A 22,429-nucleotide genomic window follows, 5' to 3' on the forward strand; every position below is an offset into this window, starting at 1 on the left:
TAGCCCTGCGAGAAGACCCGCTCAGCTCGGGATCAGTGCGCGAAGTGGCGCGCGCCCGTCAGGTACAGCGTGACGCCAGCCTCGCGAGCAGCGTCGATGACCTCGTTGTCGCGCACCGATCCACCCGGCTGCACCACGGCCTTGACGCCCGCTTCGGTCAGAACCTGCAGGCCGTCCGCGAACGGGAAGAACGCGTCGGACGCCGCAACGGAACCGACGACACGGTCGCCGGCGCGGGTCACCGCGAGCCGCGACGAGTCGACCCGGTTGACCTGGCCCATGCCGACACCGATGGTCGCGCCACCTGACACCAGCAGGATCGCGTTCGACTTCACGGCACGCACCGTGCGCCACGCGAACTCGAGATCGCGCAGAGTCGCCTCGTCCGCGGGGACACCGCACGCGAGCTGCCAGTTGGCGGGCGAATCTCCCTCGGCCGTGATCTCGTCGCGCTCCTGCAGAAGCAGACCACCGGAGATCTGACGCATCTCGATCTGCGCCGACTTCGGTGAGTCCGCGCGCAGGATGCGGATGTTCTTCTTACGTGAGAGCACCTCGACGGCACCGTCGGCGTACGACGGGGCGATGATGACCTCGGTGAAGATCTCGGCGACCTGCTCGGCCATCTTCACGCTCACCTCGCGGTTCGCGGCGATCACACCACCGAACGCCGACACCGGATCGCACTCGTGGGCATTGCGGTGCGCTGCGGCGATGTCGTCGGCGATCGCGATGCCACACGGGTTGGCGTGCTTGATGATTGCGACGCACGGCTCGCTGTGGTCGTGCGCAGCCCGCCACGCAGCGTCGGCGTCCTGGTAGTTGTTGTACGACATTTCCTTGCCGTGGAACTGTTCGGCCTGCGCCAGTCCGGGCTCGCCACCCTGGGACACGTACAGTGCGGCAGCCTGGTGCGGGTTCTCGCCGTAACGCAGCACGTTCGAACGGGTCCACGTGGCACCGGCCCACGCCGGGAACTGCGACTGCTCTTCCTGGTCGGCTGCATAACCGCTGTTCATCCAGCTCGCGACCGCGACGTCGTATGCGGCGGTGTGCTGGAAGGCCTGGGCCGCAAGACGCTTGCGCTGCGCCAGCGTGAATCCGCCACCATTGACGGACTCGAGGACGTCACCGTAGGCGGCGGGGTCGACGACCACCGCGACCGACGGGTGGTTCTTCGCAGCGGCACGCACCATGGACGGGCCGCCGATGTCGATCTGCTCTACGCACTCGTCGGGGGTCGCGCCCGAGGCCACGGTCTGTGTGAACGGGTACAGGTTTACGATCACCAGCTCGAACGCCTCGATACCGAGATCGGCGATCTGGTCGAGATGGTCCTGCTTGCGAGTATCGGCAAGGATGCCGGCATGCACGCGCGGGTGCAGCGTCTTGACGCGACCTTCGAGGCATTCGGGGAACCCGGTGAGCTCCTCGACGCGGGTCACGGGCACGCCTGCTCCGGCGATCGTCGCGGCGGTAGAGCCGGTGGACACCAGTTCGACGCCCGCGTCGTGCAGGCCACTCGCCAGCTCGACCAGTCCGCTCTTGTCGTAGACGCTGACCAGTGCGCGGCGCACAGTCTTACGTTCGGTCACTGGGGATCACGGCCTTTCGTCCATCGGATACAACTCCACGGGTCGCGACGGCGGCGACAACGTCGACCAGCAAGCGTCGTTCCACAACCTTGATGCGTTCGTGCAGGGCAGCCTCGTCGTCGCCGTCGAGGACCGGCACGGGTTCCTGCGCAAGAATCGGCCCGGTGTCGACACCACCGTCGACGAGGTGCACGGTCGAACCGGTGACCTTCACGCCGTACGCCAGCGCGTCGGGAACAGCGTGCGCACCGGGGAACGACGGCAGCAGAGCCGGGTGCGTGTTGATGATCCGCCCACCGAATCGCTCGAGGAACGCGGTACCGAGGATCTTCATGAATCCTGCGGTGACGATGAGGTCGGGTTCGTGTTTCGCGACGGCGTCGGTGAGGGCGCGATCCCACTCACCGCGGTCGGCGTAGTCGCGCAGCGCAACCTTGAACTGCGAAATCCCTGAAGCGTCGGCGTGCTCCTGCGCGGCGCACACGCGGTCGACGCCGACTGCGACGATCCGCGCGGGATACCCGTCGGTGCGGGCCGCGTCGAGGAGCGAATACAGCAGACTTCCCGTGCCCGAAGCGAGCACGACGATCCGCGCGGGTGCGGTGGGCGGCAGCTGGTCACGCGAGGCAGTCAGCGCTCTACTCCTGGAACTCGAGGGGGCAGGCCGGTGAGGCGGCCGCCTCAGACACTAGTCGCCGTCCTTCTCGCGCTTTTCTTCGACCTCCCCGTCTACGGTGTCGGACGTCGCCCCCGCAACCGATTCGTCGGTATCCGCCCCGTCCGCGGCCGTCTCCTCGTCTTCCAGGTCGACAACTTCGGCCTCGATCACGTTCGGGTCGTCGTCGTCTCCGGCTTCGTCAGCGTCTCCGGCTTCGTCAGCGCCTCCGGCTTCGTCAGCGTCCTCGGCTTCTTCTTCGGTGTCTGCGGTGTCGTCGGCATCGTCGCAGTCTGCGGCATCGTCGCCGGCATCGGCAGATTCTGCCTCGGGCCCTTCGATCGCCTTGATCTCGTCATCGACGTCGTCATCTTCGGGGTCGAGGTCGTCGGCGTACTCGTCCTCATGGTCGTCGTACTCGTCCTCGACGGCCTGTGCCGCAGCGAGCTTGCCTTCGCGCCACATCAGCAACTGCGCCGTGATCAGCCCGAGCAGCCCGACCCACGCGAAGACCAGAACACCCGTGAGCCACCAGTTGCTGCCCACGATCCCGAATATCCCGAGCGGTCCACCTGCGGCCCAGGTCAGCAGCGCGATCGCGAGGCCGGTCTGCGCGGCGGCCGCGAGAAGCGTCAGCGACGCGTCGGCGCTGCGCACCGGCACACCGTCGGCCTGTGCCTGCAGGACGCGGTGCGCGACGAACCTGCCCGCGAGCGCGCCGACAGTCGCGGGAACCGCCAGCATCACCGGCCAGAACGCAGCTGCGGGACCGGCGGGAATCGCGGCGAGGACGGGGAGCGCCGGCAGATCGCCGCCGCTTGCCTCGAACAGGCTCAGTCGGACGTCGCCGAACTGCACGGTGCTACCGGCAAGGATCGACGAAGCGCCGAGGAAGACGTTGGGGAGATAGAGAATCGACAGCACTGTCAGCCCGAGGACACCGACGACTCCTCCACCGCGCTCGAGCAGGTCGCCCACCGTGGTCCACGACAACGCCATGCCCACCAGGGTGAGGACACCGCCCATCGCGAACATGCCCAGCAGCGCTCGCACAGCCGGACGCACCGACAGAATCAGCCATTCGGAAACGTCGTACCGCCGGCAACCCACACGCCATGTCCGGGCACCGATCCCCAGCACGGCAGCCAGCAGGTACAGACCGGTCACCCAGGCGAGTGCGGCAGCCGCGTTGGGTGGCGCCACCGGGAGCACACTCGCGGCATCCTGCATCACGACGAGAGCGATCACGGTGACGAGCGTGGGCCCCGCGATGGTCGCGACGGCGATCCGTGCAGCGTCGTGCAACGTCAGGTTCTGTTCGGTGTGGTCGGTGGTCGAATCCACGGCCGCGGCACTCGCCCGTGCCGCCTGCCACACGATCAGCCCCGTGGGCAGCAGTGGCAGCACGCCGAGTGATGTGCCGTCGATCGTCAGCGTCACCTGGTGCAACGCGAGCCACGTACCGGCGATCGCTGCGTAGATTCCCGTGAGATCGCTGTTCACCGCGACCATCGTGATCACCACGACGGTCGCGACGAAGGCGATCGTCACCGCGGGGACACGCGCCGCCGCTGCGATCAGGATCCGGAAGCGTTCCGAGTCGATCCGGTCGTCCTCGGAAGGTGTGTGCCGAATGGGCCGGCCTAGCGTCGAAGTCATCACCTCGATGGTTGCACCGCCGGTGGGCCAACGGCGTCAGGCGCGCCGATCACCGCTGGTCGTCGGGCGCACGGAACACCTGCGTCGGCGCCTCGTCGCCGGTGTTCTCGGCAACCGGCGCAGCGCCCGATCCGGTGTCGTGGGACTGCTCTGGCTCGGACTCCTGGGGTTGCGCCGGTTCGTGCGACGACTGGGCCGGTTCGTGAGACTGCTCTGCATCACGCTGCGCCGCCGCGTACGGCTGCAGGTATTCGCTGTAGGGCGCCTGCTGAGATGTCTGTGATGTCTGTCCCTCAAACGGAGCCTGTTGGCCCGGGTAGGGCTGCTGCATCCCCGGGTACTGCATCTGACCGGGTTGCTGCTGCCCCCCGAACTGCTGTTGCTGGGCCCCGAACTGCTGGGTTTCGAACTGCCGGCCGGGATACTGGGCACCGACCTGGCCCGCCGGAAATTGCTGACCCTGCTGCGGGAATCCTGGTTGCGCAATGCCCTGTTGTGGAAAGCCCTGCTGAGGGCTGCCCTGCTGGGGTGTTCCTTGCTGGACCGGTTGCTGGGGGAAGCCCTGACCGTAGGGACCCTGCGGGGCGGGGCGCTGCCCCGGGACCAGCACGCCGATCCCGAAGAGCAGCGCGAACACCGCGAGCGCCGTCTGCAGGAGACCCAGCACGAGAATGGTCACGCCACCCCAGGCGATGCCCGTGTCCTGGGGAAGGTGGAACAGTTGGAACAGCGATGTCACGAATCCGACCCCCGACGCGACCACCGCGGCCGCGCGCAGATCCTGGCCGGGCAGCAACGACAGAGCCGCGCAACCACCGCCGAACAGCAGAAACGCGAGCGGCACGACCGCAAACCCGAAGTCGAACGACGACAACGACACGAACGAGCCGAAAGTGATCCTCACGTACGGAGCCAGTCCGACGATGAAGTTCACGATGCCGAGCACCGCCACGCCGATCGGCAACAGCAACGGCACAACCTTGCTTTGGACGGATGGGCCGCTGGGGTATGACATCGATCCTCCTGCAGTAGTCGGTCGCTGATCACCACCCTATGCACCCGAAGCCAGAATGGTGGCCATGCCGCACACACTCGCGCCAGGATCGGACATCCTCGTCGAGACGGAGGTGAAGAACTCACGGTTCCTCGCCGCGATCCGTCGCGTCCACTCGACCGGCGATGCCACCGCGTTCGTCGACGAACAACGCCGGCTGTATCCGGACGCGCGTCACCACTGCTGGGCCTTCATCGTGGGGGACGATCAGGCGCGCCGTGCGGAACGGTCGAGTGACGACGGCGAGCCCGGTGGCACGGCCGGTGTCCCGATGCTGCAGGTGTTGCATCACCGCGACCTCGTGAACATCGTGGTGGTGGTCACGCGCTGGTTCGGCGGCATCAAGCTCGGCGCGGGAGGTCTTGTCCGCGCCTACTCGGGTGCAGTGTCGACGGCGTTGGACACCGCGTCACTCGTCGAAAGACAGAAGCGCGAAAAGTTCACGCTGGGTGTCGGGCATGCCGACGCCGGAAGGCTCGAGGCAGAACTGCGTGGGCGTGGAACGGCAGTGCTCGACGTCGCCTACACCGACCGGGTGGTGTTCACGGTCGCGGGCGATGCAACGGAGCTCACAGGGCTGGTGGCGTCGCTGACTTCCGGTGCGGGTGAACTCGAACCTGCGGGCACCGAGTGGATCGACCTGTAGGTGGAGATGCGAACGCGGCGCCCTCCCGGACCATGTGGTCCGGAAGGGCGCCGCGGTGGATCTGCTCAGGTGCTACAGGCTCAGAGCGAAGCCAGGATCTCGCGCGCGAGGGCCGCGGTCTCGGACGGCGTCTTGCCGACCTTCACGCCGGCCGCCTCGAGGGCGTCCTTCTTGGCCTGGGCCGTGCCCGAGGAGCCGGAGACGATGGCGCCGGCGTGGCCCATGGTCTTGCCCTCGGGAGCGGTGAAGCCCGCGACGTAGCCGACGACCGGCTTTGTGACGTTGGCCTTGATGTAGTCGGCAGCGCGCTCTTCGGCGTCGCCACCGATCTCGCCGATCATCACGATGACCTTGGTCTCGGGATCCTTCTCGAAAGCCTCGATGGCGTCGATGTGGGTGGTGCCGATGACCGGGTCGCCGCCGATGCCGATGGCGGTCGAGAAGCCGTACTCACGGAGCTCGAACATCATCTGGTAGGTCAGGGTGCCGGACTTGGAAACCAGACCGACCGGGCCCTTGCCGGCGATGTTCGCCGGGGTGATGCCGACGAGCGCCTCGCCCGGGGTGATGATGCCGGGGCAGTTGGGGCCGATGATCCGGGTCTTGTTGCCCTTCTCGACGTTGTAGGCCCACGCGTACGCGGAGTCCTGCACCGGGATGCCCTCGGTGATGACCACGAGCAGCGGGATCTCCGCGTCGATGGCCTCGACGATGGCGTCCTTGGAGAAGGCCGGGGGAACGAACGCGATCGAGACGTCCGCGCCGGTCTCCTTCATGGCCTCGGCGACAGTGCCGAAGACCGGCAGCTCGACCGGGTTGCCGTCGGCGTCGGTGTGCGAAACCGTCGTGCCGGCCTTACGTGCGTTGACGCCACCGACGACCTGGGTGCCGGCCTTGAGCATCAGTGCGGTGTGCTTGGTGCCCTCGCCGCCGGTGATGCCCTGGACGATGACCTTGGAATCCTTGGTCAGGAAGATTGCCATTGTTCTGTGTGTCCCTTACTTCGCGGCGAAGGCGAGCTCGGCAGCCTTGTCGGCAGCCTCGTCCATGGTTGCGACGACCGTGACCAGCGGGTGAGCGGCCTCGGCGAGGATGCGCCGACCCTCGTCGACGTTGTTGCCGTCCAAGCGCACGACGAGCGGCTTGTTGGCCTCGTCGCCCAGGGTCTTCAGCGCGCCGACGATGCCGTTGGCCACCGCGTCACACGCGGTGATGCCGCCGAAGACGTTCACGAACACACTCTTGACCTGTGCGTCGTTCAGGATGACGTCGAGTCCCGCAGCCATGACCGCAGCGGAGGCGCCGCCACCGATGTCGAGGAAGTTGGCCGGCTTGACGCCGCCGTGGTTCTCGCCCGCGTAGGCGACGACGTCCAGGGTCGACATGACCAGGCCGGCGCCGTTACCGATGATTCCGACCTCGCCGTCGAGCTTGACGTAGTTGAGGTCGTTCTCCTTGGCCTTGAGCTCGAGCGGATCCGTCGCGTCCTTGTCCTCGAACTCGGCGTGGCCGGGCTGACGGAAGTCGGCGTTGGCATCCAGGGTGACCTTGCCGTCGAGGGCGAGGATCTGGTCGTCGGGAGTGCGGACGAGCGGGTTCACCTCGACGAGGAGCGCGTCCTCCTTGATGAACACCTCCCACAGCTTCTGGATGGTGTTGGCGGCCGCGTCGAGCACCTCTGCGGGCAGCTTGCCGGCCTCTGCGATCTCGCGAGCGAAAGCGAGGTCGACACCCTTGACGGCGTCGACCGGGATCTTCGCGAGGGCGTCGGGGTTCTCCTCGGCGGTGACCTCGATCTCGACGCCACCCTCCACTGAGCACATAGCCAGGTAGGTGCGGTTGGTGCGGTCGAGCAGGAAGGAGATGTAGTACTCCTCGGCGATGTCACTCGCCTCTGCGACCAGCAGCTTCTTGACGACGTGGCCCTTGATGTCGAGGCCGAGAATGGCCTCGGCGTTGGCCTGGGCGGCATCGACGTCGGCGGAGTACTTCACGCCACCGGCCTTGCCACGGCCACCGACCTTGACCTGCGCCTTGACCATCACGGGCTTGCCGATTTCCTCGGCGATCTCGCGGGCACCGGCGACGGTGTCGGTCACACGGCCGGCCGAAGTCGGCACGTCATGCTTGGCGAAGAGTTCCTTCGCCTGGTATTCGAAGAGATCCATCTGCTCACCGTCTCGTCTGCGTTCTCGCCCGCTCGGGGGTATTGAGCGGGCCGATTTCGGACTCTAGTTTCTCGGACGACCTACGAAACGACCGCGCCCGCACTCTGTGGCGCACATCACGGACTCCGCAGGTCTCGTACTACCTCACGGGGTTACCTCCGGGAAGGCAGCTGTACGACAACCGAGAGGACCACCTGATCCAGAATGACAGGTGACCGAGACTGCATGATGACCGGCACCCGGCGAGGGTCCCGGTGGTCGAGCACACAGCCGGACGCGACGCTCGCCGATCACGTTCGCGATCCGTGCGATATCCGACGGTTTGAATTCGTGACCTGGAGGGAAATGCCCGATCCGACCAGGTCCAGACTGTGATGCCAGTCACATAACCGCCCGGTTCGGGCTTACGGCTTGCCCCACACGCGACCATTTCGTTACCGTCACTGCCAGCTCAAGTAACGATGAGGTCACGATGAAGGAGGACGGCATGCGTCCAGGCAGCCAGATCACCGGCAGCCCCGCTCGCCGCTCCACCACCGAACCGGACGACGCCTGGGATCCCTGGAGCTCATCCGAGAGCCCGCACTACCGCAATACCGATTTCCGCAACACAGGCAAGGCACAACCCACGTACTACGGCAGCGAGCCGGTCGAGGACGTCAACTCCCCCGCGCCACGTACAGGTGCCCACCGCATCCCCACTCCCCCCACCGCACTCAAGGGCCGCGCAGCCGTCTTCGCTGTCGCCGCCGGTGCCGTCGTCGCCGCCGGGCAGGCCGCGACCAGCAACTCCGGTTCGAGCCCCGCGACCTCCGAGATCGCGCTCGCCGCGGACACCTCGGACGCCGACACCCTCACCGCGACGGCCGTTCCACAGGCCGCCCAGTTCGCGCCCGATTCCGCGAGCGACGGCGCCACCCCCTCGCAGGCACCCCAGGTTCTCAACATCGCCGATCCCAACGATCTGTCGCAGTTCTCGAACCTGCTCGCCAAGGGTCAGCGTTTCAGCGAGGAGCGGGCAGCGCGCGAAGAGGCCGCCCGTCGTCCTCTGTTCGTCCTACCGGCCGTCGGCGCCTTCACCTCGAACTTCGGAGCCCGGTGGGGCACCCTGCACGCGGGTGTCGACATCGCCGGCCCGATCGGCACTCCGATTCTCGCGGTTGCCGATGGCGAGGTCATCGACTCCGGTCCGGCTTCGGGCTTCGGCATGTGGATTCGCCTGCTCCACGCGGACGGTACCGTCACCGTGTACGGGCACATCAACGAATCGCTCGTCACCGTCGGTCAGCGGGTCATGGCGGGCGATCAGATCGCCACCATGGGCAACCGCGGATTCTCCACCGGCCCCCACCTGCACTTCGAGGTTCACCTGGGCGGCGTCGACAAGATCGACCCCTTGCCGTGGCTCGCCACCCGAGGCATCTCCCTCGGCCAGAACGCCGACTGAGAAACCCTTACGCTCCGCACCGGGACGCGCCACCGCATCGCCCCTGCGTGATTCTTCCGCCGACCTCTGCGACGCAATTCTTCCTCAGAGCTTGGTCATCGGCACACCGCCGACCAGCATCAGCCGCACTTTGCCGGCACTTCCGAAATCGATGACCACCGTCGCGGTGGGTCCGGATCCCTTGGTTTCGAGCACCGTCCCCAGACCGTACTTGTCATGTGTGACGCGATCGCCCACGGCGAGCACGAGATGATTGTTCCGGCCCCGCGCGGGCCCGAAACTCGGAGTTGCCGAACGTGATTCGCCGGCCGAGAAACGAGATCCGGCGCCCGACCCGATGGACTGCCCGCGCGCCGGCCCCGGATCGGTCCGACGCCAATCGATGAGTTCCTGCGGAACCTCCTGCAAGAAGCGTGATTCCGGGTTGGTCACCGGCTGACCCCACGCCGAGCGCAGCACCGCGCGGGAAAGGTAGAGGCGACGACGCGCGCGGGTGATCCCCACATATGCGAGGCGCCGTTCCTCGGACAGTTCGGCCGGGTCGCCGAGCGCCCGCATGTGCGGGAATTGTCCGTCTTCCCAACCGGTTACGAACACCACCGGGAACTCGAGCCCCTTCGCAGTGTGCAGCGTCATGAGCGTGACGACGCCGGCGTCGTTGTCGGGAACCTGGTCGGCGTCGGCTACCAACGACACCTTCTCGAGAAACGCGGCAAGAGAACCCGGGGCGGGCTCCCCTTCCTCCGGTTCGGCGTCGTCTACACCGGCAGCATTGCGAGCGTCCGAGCTGAATTCCCTAGCAACGCTGACAAGTTCGTGCAGGTTGTCGAGGCGGGTGCCGTCCTGAGGGTCGTCGCTGGCAGCAAGTTCGGCATGATAACCGCTACGTTCGATGATCGCCTCGACCACATCGCCGATGTCGACCGCATCGTTTCCGTCGGCGTCGGTCTCGCTCAACATCATTCGAAGGTCGTCGAGCATGCCGACGAAGCCCGCGATCGCCTTCTGCGCACGCGTGTTCAGCAGCGCGACGTTGCCCTCCGCGGCGTCGAGCAGTGCCTGCCCGAAGCTCACCCCGTGCCGTTCCGCGTGGACGGCGACACACGCCTCGGCACGATCGCCGATACCGCGGCGCGGGGTGTTGAGGATACGACGCAGGCTCACCGTGTCGTGGGGGTTGTCGAGCGCCTTCAGGTATGCGACGGCGTCGCGAACTTCCTTCCGCTCGTAGAACCGCACTCCCCCGACCACCTTGTAAGGCACGCCGTGACGGATGAACACGTCTTCGAACGGGCGAGAAGCATTGTTGGTGCGGTAGAACACGGCGATATCGGAGTATTTGACCTCCCCGGTGTCGACCAGCCTGTCGATCTCGGAGGCGACGAACCGGGCTTCGTCGTGCTCGTTGTCGGCCACGTAGCCGGTGATCGCCTCACCCGTGCCGGCGTCGGTCCACAGTCGTTTCTCGCGCCGCCCGGAATTGCGGGAGATGACGGCATTCGCGGCCGACAGGATGTTCTGTGTCGACCGGTAGTTCTGCTCGAGCAGGATCGTGCGGGCCTGCGGGTAGTCGCGCTCGAACTCCTCGATGTTGCGGATCGTCGCCCCGCGGAAGGCGTAGATCGACTGGTCGGCGTCTCCCACCACGCACAGCTCGCTCGGCGGGACATCGGCCGGTTCGTCGGGGTCGCCCACGAGGGTGCGCACGAGCACGTACTGCGCGTGGTTGGTGTCCTGGTATTCGTCGACCAGGACGTGACGGAACCGACGACGGTAGTACTCGGTGACCTGCGGATGAGCCTGCAGGAGTGCGACCGTCTCGCCGATGAGGTCGTCGAAGTCGAACGCGTTGGCCGCGCGCAACCGCTTCTGATACTGCGCGTACACACTCGCGACGATCTTCGGGAGCGGAGCGGGATCGGAGTTCGCGGTGGCGGCGGCCTCGTCGGGGCCTATCAGCTCGTTCTTCAGGTTCGAGATCTGCGTGGCGAGCAGCCGCGCGGAGTACTTCTTGGTGTCGAGCTCGAGATCCTTCGCGATCATCGTCAGCAGGCGACGGGAGTCATCGGAGTCGTAGATCGTGAAGTTGGAATTCATGCCGGTCAGCAGTGCCGATTGAGCCCGGAGAATGCGCACACAGCTCGAATGGAACGTCGAGACCCACATCGCATGCGCGCGCGGCCCGACGAGACCCGCGACACGCTCGCGCATCTCGGCCGCGGCCTTGTTCGTGAAGGTGATGGCAAGCACCTGTCCGGGTGCGACACCGCGCTCGGCCAGCAGGTATGCGATCCGGCGGGTGAGCACGGCGGTCTTGCCCGAACCCGCTCCGGCGACGATGAGCAGCGGTGCACCTTCGTGGGTGACTGCTTCCCGCTGTTGCGGATTGAGACCCTCGAGGAGGGCGTCGGAAGCGGGGAGCGAATGGGCGAGCGCTGCAGGTGTGTTCATCGTTCTCCCAAACTACCGGACAGGTCGGACATCGAATCCGACTTGGCCGCGAGGTGTCCGGGTGGCAAACTGGACGCTATGTCATGTGTCCTTCGTTCGGCCGAGCTGCGAGCATACGGTCGGTTTCGCGTCTCGACCACCGACGTTTCCCGATTCCGGTAACAGCCCCCGTTTCCCGGACGATTTCAGAGCTGACGCGAGGAGATGACATGAGTACGAACATCGACGCTTCCCTGACCGGCGGTGCCGCTGCATCGAACGGTGCCGCTGTATCGAACGGCACCGCAGCCGACCCCGTGCCCACCACGGAGGCCGAGATCGACGAGCTCCGCCAGGAGATCGACCGACTCGACGCGGAGATCCTGGCCGCAGTCAAGCGTCGCGCCGAGGTGTCCCGTCTGATCGGCCGTACTCGCATGGCTTCCGGTGGCACCAGGCTGGTTCACAGCCGCGAGATGAAGGTGCTCGAGCGCTTCAGCGAACTCGGCCAGGAAGGCCACACCCTGGCGATGCTGCTTCTGCGCCTCGGCCGGGGACGCCTCGGCCACTAGCAGACGCCCCCGGCCGTCGGTTACTGCGCGGCTCGTCGGTTACGGCAGGGCGATGTACTTGGTGTCGAGATACTCCTCGATCCCTTCACTGCCGCCTTCCCGTCCGAGTCCCGAGTCCTTGACCCCGCCGAACGGCGCCGCGACGTCCGAGACCACTCCGCGGTTGACGCCCAGGATTCCCGAATCGATCGCGTCCGACAGTCGCAGCGCCCGGTCCAGATCCTTGGTGAAGACGTAGGCCGCCAGTCCGTACTCTGTGTCATTCGCTGCGGCGATCGCCTCGTCCTCCGTGTCGAATCCGCTGATCGCGGCGACGGGCCCGAACACTTCTTCGTGCAGGATGCGCGCCTGCTGAGGAACGTCGTCGATCACCGTCGCGGGATAGAACCACCCCGGCCCGTCCGGAACCTGTCCGCCGAGGCGCACGCGCGCGCCGGCCGAGACGGCGTCGTCGACGAGTTCCACGACGGTGTTCCGCTGCGATTCGTTGATCAGGGGCCCGAGTGTCGTGTCCGGGTGGGTACCTGGCCCCACCCGGTACGTCGCCATCTTGTCGAGCAGCTTGGTGACGAACTCCTCCTTGACGGAGTTCGCGACGTGGAATCGGTTCGCGGCGGTGCACGCTTCCCCGCCGTTGCGCAGTTTCGCGGCCACTGCGCCGTCTACGGCAGCGTCGAGGTCGGCGTCGTCGAACACCAGGAACGGCGCGTTGCCACCGAGCTCGAGCGACGTGCGCAGCAGCGACCGGCCGGCAGCTTCTGCGAGCGAGCGGCCCACCCCGGTCGACCCGGTGAAGGTGAGTTTCCGCAGCCGCGGGTCGTCGAGGAGCGGCCCGGTGACGGCGCTCGCGTGTGACGTCGGCAGCACCGAAAGCACGCCTTCGGGAAGTCCTGCTTCGGCGAAGATCTGTGCGAGCAGCATCAGTGTCAGCGGCGTCTCGGATGCGGGTTTGACCAGCATGGTGCAGCCGGCAGCGAATGCGGGACCGATCTTGCGGGTGCCCATCGCGAGCGGAAAGTTCCACGGGGTGATCGCAAGGCACGGTCCCACCGGCTGCTTCGTGACGAGGATGCGCCCCGTCCCGGCCGGGGCCTGCGTGTAGCGACCGGCGATCCGGACGGCTTCCTCGGAGAACCACCGCAGGAACTCGGCACCGTAGGCCACTTCGGATCGGCTCTCGGGCAGAGCTTTGCCCATCTCGAGCGACATGAGGTGGGCGAAGTCGTCGGCGCGGGCGGTGATCTTCTCGAAGGCGCTCCGCAGGATCTCGCCGCGCTGCCGCGGCGACGTCGCCGCCCAGCCGGGTCCGGCGGCCACGGCCGCGTCGAGCGCCACGGATGCGTCGCCGGCCGAGGCGTCTGCCACCCGGGTCAGTTCGTCGCCGGTGGCGGGATCACGGACGGCGAAGGTGTTGCCGTTCTCGGCGGGCACCCAGTGTCCGCCGAGGAACAGGTCTGTGGGAACGGAACGGATCAACTCTGCGGTGTCCATTTCCTTATAATGCTTGATAGGACACCTTTCGTCACCAGCCCGGCAGTAACCGCAGGTGAGAGTTAGGCTTCTCGCATGATCGACATCACCTCCACCGTCGAATGGCAGGAACTCGCTGCGCATCGGGCGGAGGTCGAGTCGATACACCTGCGGGACCTCTTCGAGCAGGACCCTCAGCGTGCCACGCGGATGTACACCACGGCGGGCGATCTGTCGATCGACTACAGCAAGCATCGGATCACCGACCGGACCCTGGAGTTGCTGCTCGGTCTCGTGCGGGCAGCACGGGTCGAGGACCGGCGGGACGCGATGTTCGCCGGTGAGCGGATCAACGTCACCGAAGGTCGCTCCGTGCTGCACACCGCACTGCGACTTCCCCGCGGCTCGTCGCTGGTCGTCGACGGCGAGGACGTGGCCGCGCAGGTACACGAGGTACTCGACGCGATGGGCGAGTTCACCGACCGGGTGCGTTCGGGTGGGTGGCGCGGCGCCACCGGCGAGCGGATCGCAACTGTGGTCAACATCGGTATCGGCGGCTCCGATCTGGGGCCGGTGATGGTCACCCGCGCGATGCGGTACTACGCCGACGGTCCCGAGGTTCGGTTCGTGTCGAATGTGGATCCGGCGGATCTGACTGCAGTGCTCACCGGACTCGACCCCGCGACGACATTGTTCGTGGTGGCGTCGAAGACCTTCTCGACACTCGAAACCCTGTCGAACGCCACGTCCGCGCGTCGCTGGCTGGTCGCCGCGCTCGGAGACGAGGCGGTGGCATCACATTTCGTGGCGGTCTCGACGCATCGTGAACGGGTCGTCGAGTTCGGGATCGATCCGGCGAACATGTTCGGGTTCTGGGACTGGGTCGGAGGCCGCTACTCGGTGGATGCGGCGATCGGGTTGTCAGTGATGTGCGCGATCGGCCGCGACCGGTTCGCGGAGTTCTTGGCCGGCTTCCACACGATGGACTCGCATTTCCGCACGGCGCCACTGGAGGACAACGCTCCGGTCCTACTCGGGATACTGGGCCTGTGGTACACGAGCTTCCTCGGCGCGGAGTCGCGGGCGGTGTTGCCGTATGCCAATGACCTGGTGCGGTTTCCGGCATACCTGCAGCAGCTGACGATGGAGTCGAACGGCAAGTCGGTGCGGGTCGACGGATCTGCCGTCGACTACCCGACCGGGGAGATCTTCTGGGGTGAGCCGGGCACGAACGGGCAGCACGCGTTCTATCAGCTTCTTCATCAGGGCACGCATCTGGTGCCGGCCGATTTCATCGGGTTCGCGCGCGCCCTGGTAGACCTGCCGGGCCGCGACGGCACCGGGTCGATGCAGGCGATCCTGATGGCGAACATGCTGGCGCAGTCGAAGGTGCTGGCGTTCGGGAAGTCTGCGGAGCAGATCCGCGCCGAGGGCACCTCGGACGAACTTGTGGCACACAAGGTGATGCCAGGCAATCGTCCGTCGACGACGATCCTCGCGCCGCAGTTGTCGCCGTCAACGCTCGGCCAGCTGATCGCGTTGTACGAACACCAGGTGTTCGTACAAGGTGTGGTGTGGGGTATCGATTCGTTCGATCAGTGGGGAGTGGAGTTGGGGAAGGTCCAGGCCACGGCGTTGCAGCCGGCGCTGGAGAGCGACAGCGCCCCGTCGACGGGCGACGCCTCGACCGACGCACTCATCCGCACGTATCACCGCATGCGACAGAGCTGACGAAATTCAGGCCGCCCGCGGATCCGACCACGTCGACGTCGTGTGGATCCGGCCTCTCGAGTCGATGAGACGACCCGCGAGCTCGTATTGCTCGAGCCAGGACAGCGCCCCGATTCCCCGGTGCAGGGCTGTCGTCGCGGCGGAGTCGGCCCACACCGCGTCCGCTGCGATGACGGTGATCGTGCCCCATCGCTGCTCGTCACCGGTCGATGTTCGCGAACTCATCGCGGCACCTGCCGGCAGCTCGACGATTCCGTGATCGGGCAGTGACACCTGCCACCCGCCCGCCGGGCAGTGTCCAGCAGTGGCGATCGTGTCGCCCATCTGCACCAGCACCCCGCATTCGAGAACGGTCGCGACGAGCGTTGCCGCCCTGTCGGTGACGTCGGCGTGCGCGGTGGCGGTGATGTCGAGGCTCGCGCCCCACGGCGCGAGCACCGTGTCGTCGTCGAGCTGGACGTCGAGATAGCGCGGAATCGGGTGGATCGGAGGCACCGACCTCCCGTCGAGGGTCGCGTCGTCGCCCGCGACAGGATCGACCGCGCCGTCGGTCATCCGCGCGGCCCACAGCGCCGACCGCAGGAGGGCCGCGAGCCTGGGACTCACCCGCACGGGTGTGCCCTGCGCCAGGTTGACCGCATGGATCTCCGCGTCGCCGCGTCGGAGGTCGCATGCGGCCGCGGACTCTTCGATCACCGACCGCACAAGCTCTTCGGCGTCACCGAGTGCCGCGCACTCGGTGACTGCCAGTGCGACGTCTTCCCCCCACCCCCGCCACTGTGTGCTGCTGATCATGACGGGCACCACCCGCAATCGTTTCAGGGACGTTGGCTTCCAGTATGCCCTGAATATTCGCGCCGGTCAGGTGCCGAAACAGACCTCGATAGTGATCAGATTCGAGACAGAATGCCCGCGGTGTCGACTCCTGTGGGCAGAGTGCCCAGTGCGATTCCCCAGTCGGAATCGAGTCGGCTCGCGCAGAACGCATCGGCCACCGCCGGGTGACCGTGCCGGACGAGCTGGGCGCCCTGCAGCACCAGCGCCATGAGTTCGACGATGCGTCGGGCTCGGTATTCGATGTTCTCGAAGTCGGCGAGTTCCTTACCGACGCGCGCGATCGCGTCGTCGAGCCGGCTGTCGGCGCCCTCGGCGGCCCGGACCTCGGAGAAGAACGCTTCGACGCTGTCGGGTTGCTTGACCATCGCGCGGAGTGCGTCGAGAGCAGCGACGTTGCCCGAGCCCTCCCAGATGGACATGAGCGGCGCCTCCCGATAGAGCCGCGGCATACCCGATTCTTCGGCGTAGCCGTTGCCACCGAGACATTCGAGGGCTTCGGCGCTGTGCGCGGGAGCGCGCTTGCACACCCAGTACTTGGTCACCGCCAGCGCGATCCGGCGCAGCGCCGCTTCCTGTTCGTCACCGCCCGCGCGATCGGTTGCTCCGGCAAGACGCATCATCATGGTGGTGGCCGCCTCGGATTCGACGACGAGATCGGCGAGGACGTTGCGCATGAGCGGCTGATCGATGAGCAGCGCACCGAAGGCCTTGCGATGACGCGCGTGGTGCACAGCGCGCAGCGTGGCCATCCGCATGCCGGTCGACGAGCCGATGACGCAATCGAGCCTGGTCATGTTGACCATCTCGATGATCGTGTTGACGCCGCGACCTTCGGGTCCGACGAGCGTGCCGATCGCACCCTGATATTCGATCTCGGACGACGCGTTGGACTTGTTGCCGAGTTTGTCCTTGAGACGCTGGATGTGGATACGGTTGCGGGTGCCGTCGGGCAGTACCCGCGGCAGCAGGAAGCACGACGAGCCGTTCTCGGTGTTCGCCAGGGTCAGGAACATGTCGGACATCGGAGCCGACGTGAACCACTTGTGCCCGACGATCGTGTAGCTGCCGTCGGCGTTGGGCGTCGCGGTCGTGGTGTTCGCCCGCACGTCCGAACCGCCCTGCTTCTCGGTCATGGACATGCCGGCGATCAGGCCGCGCTTGGACGACGGTTCGCGCAGGCCGAAGTCGTAGTGGGGTGCCGCGAGGAGCGGCTCGTAGACCGCGGCGAGTTCGGGGTTGTGCCGCAAGGCAGGGATCGCGGCGTAGGTCATGGAAATCGGGCACATGTGCCCGGCGTCGGCCTGCCCCCACACATAGAACTTGGCGGCGCGGGCGACGTGCGCACCCGGACGAGGATCGCTCCACGGTGCACCGTGCAGGCCGTGCTCGACGGCGACGGTCATCAGATCGTGCCAGTGCGGATGGAATTCGACTTCGTCGATCCGGTTTCCGTAGCGGTCGTGGGTGTGCAGAACGGGCGGGTACTCGTTGGCGAGCCTGCCCCATTCCTGCGCCTCGACACCACCTGCGCGCGCACCGAGTTCACGGACTTCGTCCTCGGCCCAGGACGCGCCCTCGCGGCGGAGCCCTTCGAGCAGTGCCTGGTCGTCGGCGGCCTGGTAGGGCACGAGATCGGGTACCTGATTGAACACTTCGTGGGTGGCCGGGAATGTCATGACGGAGCTCCTTCGGGCTGGTCCAGGGCAAGGTCTGATCCCGCCGCCCGCAGGGCGAGGGTCACGAGATCAGGGACGGTGGTGGCGGACGCCTCGCCGGCGCCGAGGGGACCGGTGAGGACTTCGCCGACGGCCCCGACGAGGGCCGCGGCCACGAGGTCGGGGTCTTGCGGGGGAAGTTCGCCGGTAGTGACGCCGAAGCGGATCGCGTCGGCGAATGCCCCGGCGAACGCGCGGCGGAAGACGAGACGTTCGGCGTCGACGGCCGCGTCCACCGGTTCTGCGAGCAAGGCGTACGCCAGCGTGGGTTTCCGCAATGCTCGGGAGGCGAAGGTCTCGACGACCCGCGCGACACGTTCGGCGGCCGATCCGGCGGAGGCGACGGCGTTGACGGCGTCGACCTCGCGGCCGCACTGTTCGCGGAAGACCCGGACCATGAGATCGGACTTGTCCGTGAAATGCCGATAGACGGTGCCGGTGGCGACCCCGGCTCGCTCGGCGACGGCCGCGATGGACAAACCCTGGTACCCGCGCTCGGTGAGCAGCCCGACCGCCGCGGACGCAATCGAGTCGCGTTGCGCGTCGAGTCGCTGCTGCACTGCGGGGGTTCGCCGATAGGCCACACCAAGTATTGAACCTGGATTCATATCTTGAGTCAAGGGAACCGCTGCCCAGACCGGAAGTCGGCGATACCGTCGTATTTGTGAACCGTCGCAACGACCCGACCGCCGAGCACACCGTCGGCACCAGAACCGATCGCCTCACGGTGGTGGACGAGATATTCCTGCACAAGCACCGAGGTCTCGGTCTCCCGGCGGTGATGCAAGGCGTGTGGCGCACCGACGACCACATCGACGCTCCCCTGCTCATCTCGCTGCACGATGCGTTGTCGCAGGGTCCGCTGGGCCGGAGGGTGGTGCGGTCGAAGATCCCCGGTGCCCGCCCCCACTTCGAACCCACCACCGTGTCGTATCCCGTGCGCTACACGAACGATCCTCTCGGCGACGGCAAGATCCTCGACTGGGCCGACGCCCAGGCCGAGGTCGACATCGACCCCTCGCATGCTCCGGGCTGGGCCCTCGCAGCTGCCCCCGTCGCGGGCGGCGGCACCGTCATCTCACTCGTGTGCTCGCACGTCCTCACGGACGCTCGCGGACTGATCGACGCGGTGACCGATGCTCTGGCCGGAAAGGGCATCGCCACCGAAGACGACGGATCGTCGGCCGCATCCGACTCCGACCTCCGCGACGCCCTGCACCTGACCGGACGCGTCGTCAAAGGCCTGCGCAACGTGCGCTTCGGAAGCTCGGGTGAGGCCCCTCCCCCGCCGCACATCGTGCGATCGAAGGCCCGTACCGCACTCGTCGACGTCGACGCCGCGGCGTGGGACGAGGCAGCGCACGCCGCCGGAGGCTCCTCCAACTCACTGTTCCTCGCGATCACGACCGGCATCGCCACGCGCGCAGGACTCACGCTGCCGATGCGCATCGCGATCCCGGTCGACGTGCGCGAGTCCGGCACCGCGTCCAACGGCGTGATGATCACCGAACTGGTCGCCGACGAGGGCGACACAGCGGCGACACTGCGCGCCAAGGCCTCGGCCGCCTACCGCACCCCGAGAGAGGCAGCTCCGTACGGGATTCCCGACGAGATCCTCCAATTGATGCCCGACCGGGTAGCCGCGCACCGCGCGCGGCAGTCGGCAGAACGCGAGCTGATGTGCTCGAACATCGGCCGTACACCACCGCTGTTCGACGCGTTCGGTCCGCATCCCAGCCGCGGCGTCGCCATGCGGGCGATGCATCCCGGCCTCGACACGCTGCATGTGTCGACGCCCACGAAACTGTCGTCGTATCTGAACCGCAATCGCGGCACCTACTCGCTGGCACTCGTCGCACTGGACGAGGACGCCTTCCCCGACGCTGCCACGCTGCGCAGGTATGTCGACGACGAAATGGGCGCCCGCGGTCTCGAGCCCGCGCACTGGTGAGAGTCACACTGCGGGGGCGAGTGCCTCCACCAGGCGGGTGCGCGCACGATTGATGCGACTCTTGACCGTCTGCACCGGAATTCCCTGATGTTCGGCGATCTCGGCGTAACTGAGCTGCGCGTATTCACGGAGGACGACTGCCGTGCGGTATTCGTCCGGCAGATCTGCGAGCGCGCGGCGCACTGCATCGACGTCGACGACGCGGTCGGCCACCGTGGGCTCCGAACTCGCGCCGAGATCGATCTCGTCGACCATGACCTCGCGGCGACGACGCACGGTCGCCAGAGCAGCGTTCGCCGCAATGCGGTGTAGCCACGTGCTGAATTTGGCGGTACCCCGGAACTTGTCCAGGTTCTGCCATGCCGCAGTCAAGGCGTCCTGCAGCGCGTCCTCGGCGTCGTGCCGATTTCCGGTGATCTGGAGGCACACCGCCCAGGTCCGGGTTCGATAAGCACCCACCAGCTCACCGAACGCTGCGGTGTCGCCGGCTCGGCACTGCTCGATCAGCTCGTCGTCGTTCATTCACACCCCCATGTCGTGGCGGTAGATTACCGCCCTCGACGTCGGTCGGGCATCACCATCCCTGGTCGAGGCCGTCCAGTCCACCGGAGACCGGATCGTCCAGGTCGGTGCCCAGGTCGCTGTACACGTCGGGGGTATCGTCTTCCGGCCCGGAATCGGTGTCGCCGAGGACGATGTCGTCATCCTCCGGAACGATGTCGCCGCCGTCGGCCGGTGCAGATGCCTCATCGGGCACGAGCTCGGAGGCGACGACCGCCGCATCAGGATCCACCGCCGCTCCCACCGCTGCGGTCCAGACGTCGTCGGGTACGGGTTCGAGGGCACTGTCGGGCGACAGCCCCAAGGCCTTCCACAGGGAGACATCCGATTCGTTCATCGCGTCACCTTCCCGGAGTCGGTCACATCAGGTCGGTCGAGTCGGTGGACCCCGCCGATCCGGTGTCGGGTTCGAGTGTGTAGACCTCGTCGGCGTAGCCGTCCTGGTCGTAGTCGACGCCCATCACGTCGGCCACACCGTCGCCATCGACGTCGATCATCACGGTGTCGACGATACCGTCGCCGTCCATGTCGAAATTGCCTTCGTCGATCACGCCGTCCTGGTTGTGGTCGAACAGTGCGCCATCGATGCGGCCGTCGCCGTCGAGATCGACGTACAGGGTGTCGGCAACTCCGTCGCCGTCACGGTCGACCGCACCTTCGCCGAGTGCCGGGTTCGGGATCGGGATCGGGCTCTGCTCCGAGCTGGATCCGGGTCCGACACCGTAAGGATTCTGGGCCATCATGTCCTCGATTCTCGCTGCTCACCGTGCTTACAACAATGAGATGCAGCGGCAACCGCAAATGTTCCCGACCGACGAAGATTCGTCGAGCGCGCGCACTACGACCAGTGCTCGTCGAAAACCGTCGGTTGTGTGGGCGACGGGCTGGTTCCACCCCCGTGAGCAGAGGAATTCTCGGGGAGCCCCCGCACCGCGGCCACGGCGACACCCGCCACGACCAGGGCGCCTGCCACCACCATCCCCACGGGCCGGATCCAGCCGATCGCGCGGGCACGCAGGCTCCGCCGGCTGTTCTCCGCCAAGATCAGCGCACCCTCTGCCACCACCGCGGGGTCGCTCGGTGCCGTGAGAGGGCCGAGGTGCGCCAGCCTGTTACGCAGCAGAGGGATCCGCGCCGAACCGCCGGTCGCGCAGAGGACGTCGAGGTCGCCCACCCCGAACCCGGCATCGGTCAGCGTCCCCCACATCGTCTCGACCACTCGGTCGGTATGCGGTGTGATCGCCGCTTCGAACTCCTCACGGGTCAGGGTCACGGCGTGCTCGTCACCTTCGACCGTCACGACGATCGTGGCCGACTGTTCGTACGTCAGCGTTTCCTTCGCGCGCCGCGCCTGCTCGTCGAACTCACGATGCACACCCAACGGCGCCTGCTGCAGTTGCGCAGCGAACCCTGGCTCGCGCGCGGTGAAGACCCCTTCTGCCCACCTGCGCACGGCAGCGTCGAGGGTGCGGCCGCCGAGGGTGTCGTCACCACGGACCTCGACCACGTCGAATCCCCCGGCCTCCGTCACGACGGCGACAGCCGTGTCGAGCGAGGTACCGCCGAAGTCGCAGACCGCGAAGACCGCCCCGCGCCGTAGCGTGCGCCCCCGGGCGCAATACTCGACAGTGGCCCGCGCCTCGGAGACCGTCATGATCGTGCGCGCGTCGATTCCCGCCCGCGCCCCGGCGTCGGCCAGCGTCCGGACCTGCTGCTCCGACCAGGCGTCCGGATGCGTGAGGACCACGACCGTCGGACGTTGCCCCTGGTGCGCGGCGAGAGTCCGCTCGTACACGACCTCGATAGGCCGGACCGCATCGTCGACGACCAGCGACTCGACCGTACCGCGCACCGGATTGGTATGCGCGGCAACGGTATTCGACGCACCGAAATCGATCGACAGCATCCAGCCGGACAACGAACCCCCTCTACGAGCAC

At 66.9% G+C, this 22,429-nt stretch carries 20 protein-coding genes; 5 read left to right on the forward strand and 15 right to left on the reverse strand.

Translation table 11 applies throughout. From position 1 onward, the window contains the following. Nucleotides 1-32 precede the first annotated feature (32 nt). From purH to EV641_RS13140, 4 genes are read right to left on the reverse strand one after another with little or no spacing between them, the layout of a single operon-like run. The gene (purH, locus tag EV641_RS13125; RefSeq protein WP_132472198.1) at nucleotides 33-1,595 is read right to left on the reverse strand and encodes a bifunctional phosphoribosylaminoimidazolecarboxamide formyltransferase/IMP cyclohydrolase; all 1,563 of its coding nucleotides are present in this window, start codon (nucleotides 1,593-1,595) and stop codon (nucleotides 33-35) included. Further along, entirely contained in the window at nucleotides 1,582-2,229 is a 648-nt protein-coding gene (gene purN, locus EV641_RS13130) for a phosphoribosylglycinamide formyltransferase (RefSeq protein WP_199233249.1), read from the reverse strand. The genes purH and purN overlap by 14 nt, the downstream gene beginning before the upstream one ends. Nucleotides 2,230-2,283: 54 nt before the next feature. Further along, a complete protein-coding gene (locus tag EV641_RS13135; RefSeq protein ID WP_199233241.1) occupies nucleotides 2,284-3,909 on the reverse strand; it encodes a DUF6350 family protein in 1,626 nt (541 codons plus the stop codon). A 49-nt stretch (nucleotides 3,910-3,958) separates the two neighbouring features. Then, entirely contained in the window at nucleotides 3,959-4,924 is a 966-nt protein-coding gene (locus tag EV641_RS13140; protein WP_132472200.1) for a DUF5336 domain-containing protein, read from the reverse strand. Nucleotides 4,925-4,988: 64 nt separating this feature from the next. Here EV641_RS13140 and EV641_RS13145 point away from each other — a divergent pair, with 64 nt between their 5' ends. Then, nucleotides 4,989-5,609: a YigZ family protein gene (locus EV641_RS13145; protein ID WP_132472201.1), complete on the forward strand. Its 621-nt coding sequence runs from the start codon at nucleotides 4,989-4,991 to the stop codon at nucleotides 5,607-5,609. An 80-nt stretch (nucleotides 5,610-5,689) separates the two neighbouring features. Here EV641_RS13145 and sucD read toward each other — a convergent pair whose 3' ends face one another. Together sucD and sucC are read right to left on the reverse strand one after the other, a co-directional pair. Continuing rightward, complete coding sequence (gene sucD, locus EV641_RS13150; protein ID WP_054718134.1) at nucleotides 5,690-6,592, reverse strand: succinate--CoA ligase subunit alpha; 903 nt, start codon at nucleotides 6,590-6,592, stop codon at nucleotides 5,690-5,692. A gap of 15 nt (nucleotides 6,593-6,607) precedes the next feature. Next, nucleotides 6,608-7,777: an ADP-forming succinate--CoA ligase subunit beta gene (sucC, locus tag EV641_RS13155; protein ID WP_132472202.1), complete on the reverse strand. Its 1,170-nt coding sequence runs from the start codon at nucleotides 7,775-7,777 to the stop codon at nucleotides 6,608-6,610. Nucleotides 7,778-8,264: 487 nt separating this feature from the next. On the opposite strand from sucC, the gene EV641_RS13160 reads away from it, so the two are divergent. Further along, on the forward strand, nucleotides 8,265-9,224 hold the full coding sequence (locus EV641_RS13160) for a M23 family metallopeptidase (protein ID WP_132472203.1): 960 nt from the start codon (nucleotides 8,265-8,267) through the stop codon (nucleotides 9,222-9,224). Between the two features lie 84 nt (nucleotides 9,225-9,308). On the opposite strand, the gene pcrA is transcribed toward EV641_RS13160, so the two are convergent. Next, nucleotides 9,309-11,675 carry a DNA helicase PcrA gene (gene pcrA, locus EV641_RS13165; RefSeq protein WP_132472204.1) on the reverse strand — a complete coding sequence of 789 codons (2,367 nt, stop codon included), beginning with the start codon at nucleotides 11,673-11,675 and terminating at the stop codon, nucleotides 9,309-9,311. 209 nt (nucleotides 11,676-11,884) lie between these two features. On the opposite strand from pcrA, the gene EV641_RS13170 reads away from it, so the two are divergent. Then, nucleotides 11,885-12,226, forward strand: a complete 342-nt coding sequence (locus EV641_RS13170; protein ID WP_132472206.1) for a chorismate mutase — start codon at nucleotides 11,885-11,887, stop codon at nucleotides 12,224-12,226. Between the two features lie 39 nt (nucleotides 12,227-12,265). On the opposite strand, the gene EV641_RS13175 is transcribed toward EV641_RS13170, so the two are convergent. Next, complete coding sequence (locus EV641_RS13175; RefSeq protein ID WP_132472208.1) at nucleotides 12,266-13,717, reverse strand: NAD-dependent succinate-semialdehyde dehydrogenase; 1,452 nt, start codon at nucleotides 13,715-13,717, stop codon at nucleotides 12,266-12,268. Between the two features lie 75 nt (nucleotides 13,718-13,792). Here EV641_RS13175 and pgi point away from each other — a divergent pair, with 75 nt between their 5' ends. Further along, nucleotides 13,793-15,427 (forward strand): glucose-6-phosphate isomerase, encoded by a 1,635-nt coding sequence (gene pgi / locus EV641_RS13180; protein ID WP_132472210.1) that lies wholly within the window; start codon nucleotides 13,793-13,795, stop codon nucleotides 15,425-15,427. Nucleotides 15,428-15,433: 6 nt separating this feature from the next. Here pgi and EV641_RS13185 read toward each other — a convergent pair whose 3' ends face one another. The 3 genes from EV641_RS13185 to EV641_RS13195 form a co-directional block, all read right to left on the reverse strand. Then, nucleotides 15,434-16,222, reverse strand: coding sequence for an FAD:protein FMN transferase (locus EV641_RS13185; RefSeq protein WP_132472212.1), 789 nt, complete (start codon nucleotides 16,220-16,222; stop codon nucleotides 15,434-15,436). A 95-nt stretch (nucleotides 16,223-16,317) separates the two neighbouring features. Beyond that, the gene (locus EV641_RS13190) at nucleotides 16,318-17,940 is read right to left on the reverse strand and encodes an acyl-CoA dehydrogenase family protein (protein WP_054720471.1); all 1,623 of its coding nucleotides are present in this window, start codon (nucleotides 17,938-17,940) and stop codon (nucleotides 16,318-16,320) included. Next, nucleotides 17,937-18,563 (reverse strand): TetR/AcrR family transcriptional regulator, encoded by a 627-nt coding sequence (locus EV641_RS13195; RefSeq protein ID WP_132472214.1) that lies wholly within the window; start codon nucleotides 18,561-18,563, stop codon nucleotides 17,937-17,939. The genes EV641_RS13190 and EV641_RS13195 overlap by 4 nt, the downstream gene beginning before the upstream one ends. An 80-nt stretch (nucleotides 18,564-18,643) precedes the next feature. Between EV641_RS13195 and EV641_RS13200 the strand changes: the two genes are divergently transcribed. Beyond that, a complete protein-coding gene (locus tag EV641_RS13200) occupies nucleotides 18,644-19,930 on the forward strand; it encodes a hypothetical protein (protein WP_054719731.1) in 1,287 nt (428 codons plus the stop codon). Between the two features lie 3 nt (nucleotides 19,931-19,933). On the opposite strand, the gene EV641_RS13205 is transcribed toward EV641_RS13200, so the two are convergent. The 4 genes from EV641_RS13205 to EV641_RS13220 form a co-directional block, all read right to left on the reverse strand. Then, entirely contained in the window at nucleotides 19,934-20,452 is a 519-nt protein-coding gene (locus EV641_RS13205; RefSeq protein ID WP_054719735.1) for a sigma-70 family RNA polymerase sigma factor, read from the reverse strand. 52 nt (nucleotides 20,453-20,504) lie between these two features. Beyond that, nucleotides 20,505-20,828 carry a hypothetical protein gene (locus tag EV641_RS13210; protein ID WP_132472216.1) on the reverse strand — a complete coding sequence of 108 codons (324 nt, stop codon included), beginning with the start codon at nucleotides 20,826-20,828 and terminating at the stop codon, nucleotides 20,505-20,507. A gap of 22 nt (nucleotides 20,829-20,850) precedes the next feature. Beyond that, nucleotides 20,851-21,234, reverse strand: a complete 384-nt coding sequence (locus EV641_RS13215; protein ID WP_132472218.1) for a hypothetical protein — start codon at nucleotides 21,232-21,234, stop codon at nucleotides 20,851-20,853. A gap of 95 nt (nucleotides 21,235-21,329) precedes the next feature. Continuing rightward, nucleotides 21,330-22,409, reverse strand: a complete 1,080-nt coding sequence (locus tag EV641_RS13220; RefSeq protein ID WP_132472220.1) for an Hsp70 family protein — start codon at nucleotides 22,407-22,409, stop codon at nucleotides 21,330-21,332. Nucleotides 22,410-22,429 lie beyond the last annotated feature (20 nt).

Origin of the sequence: Rhodococcus sp. SMB37 (assembly GCF_004345605.1) — a bacterium.
Taxonomy (GTDB): Bacteria; Actinomycetota; Actinomycetes; order Mycobacteriales; family Mycobacteriaceae; genus Rhodococcus.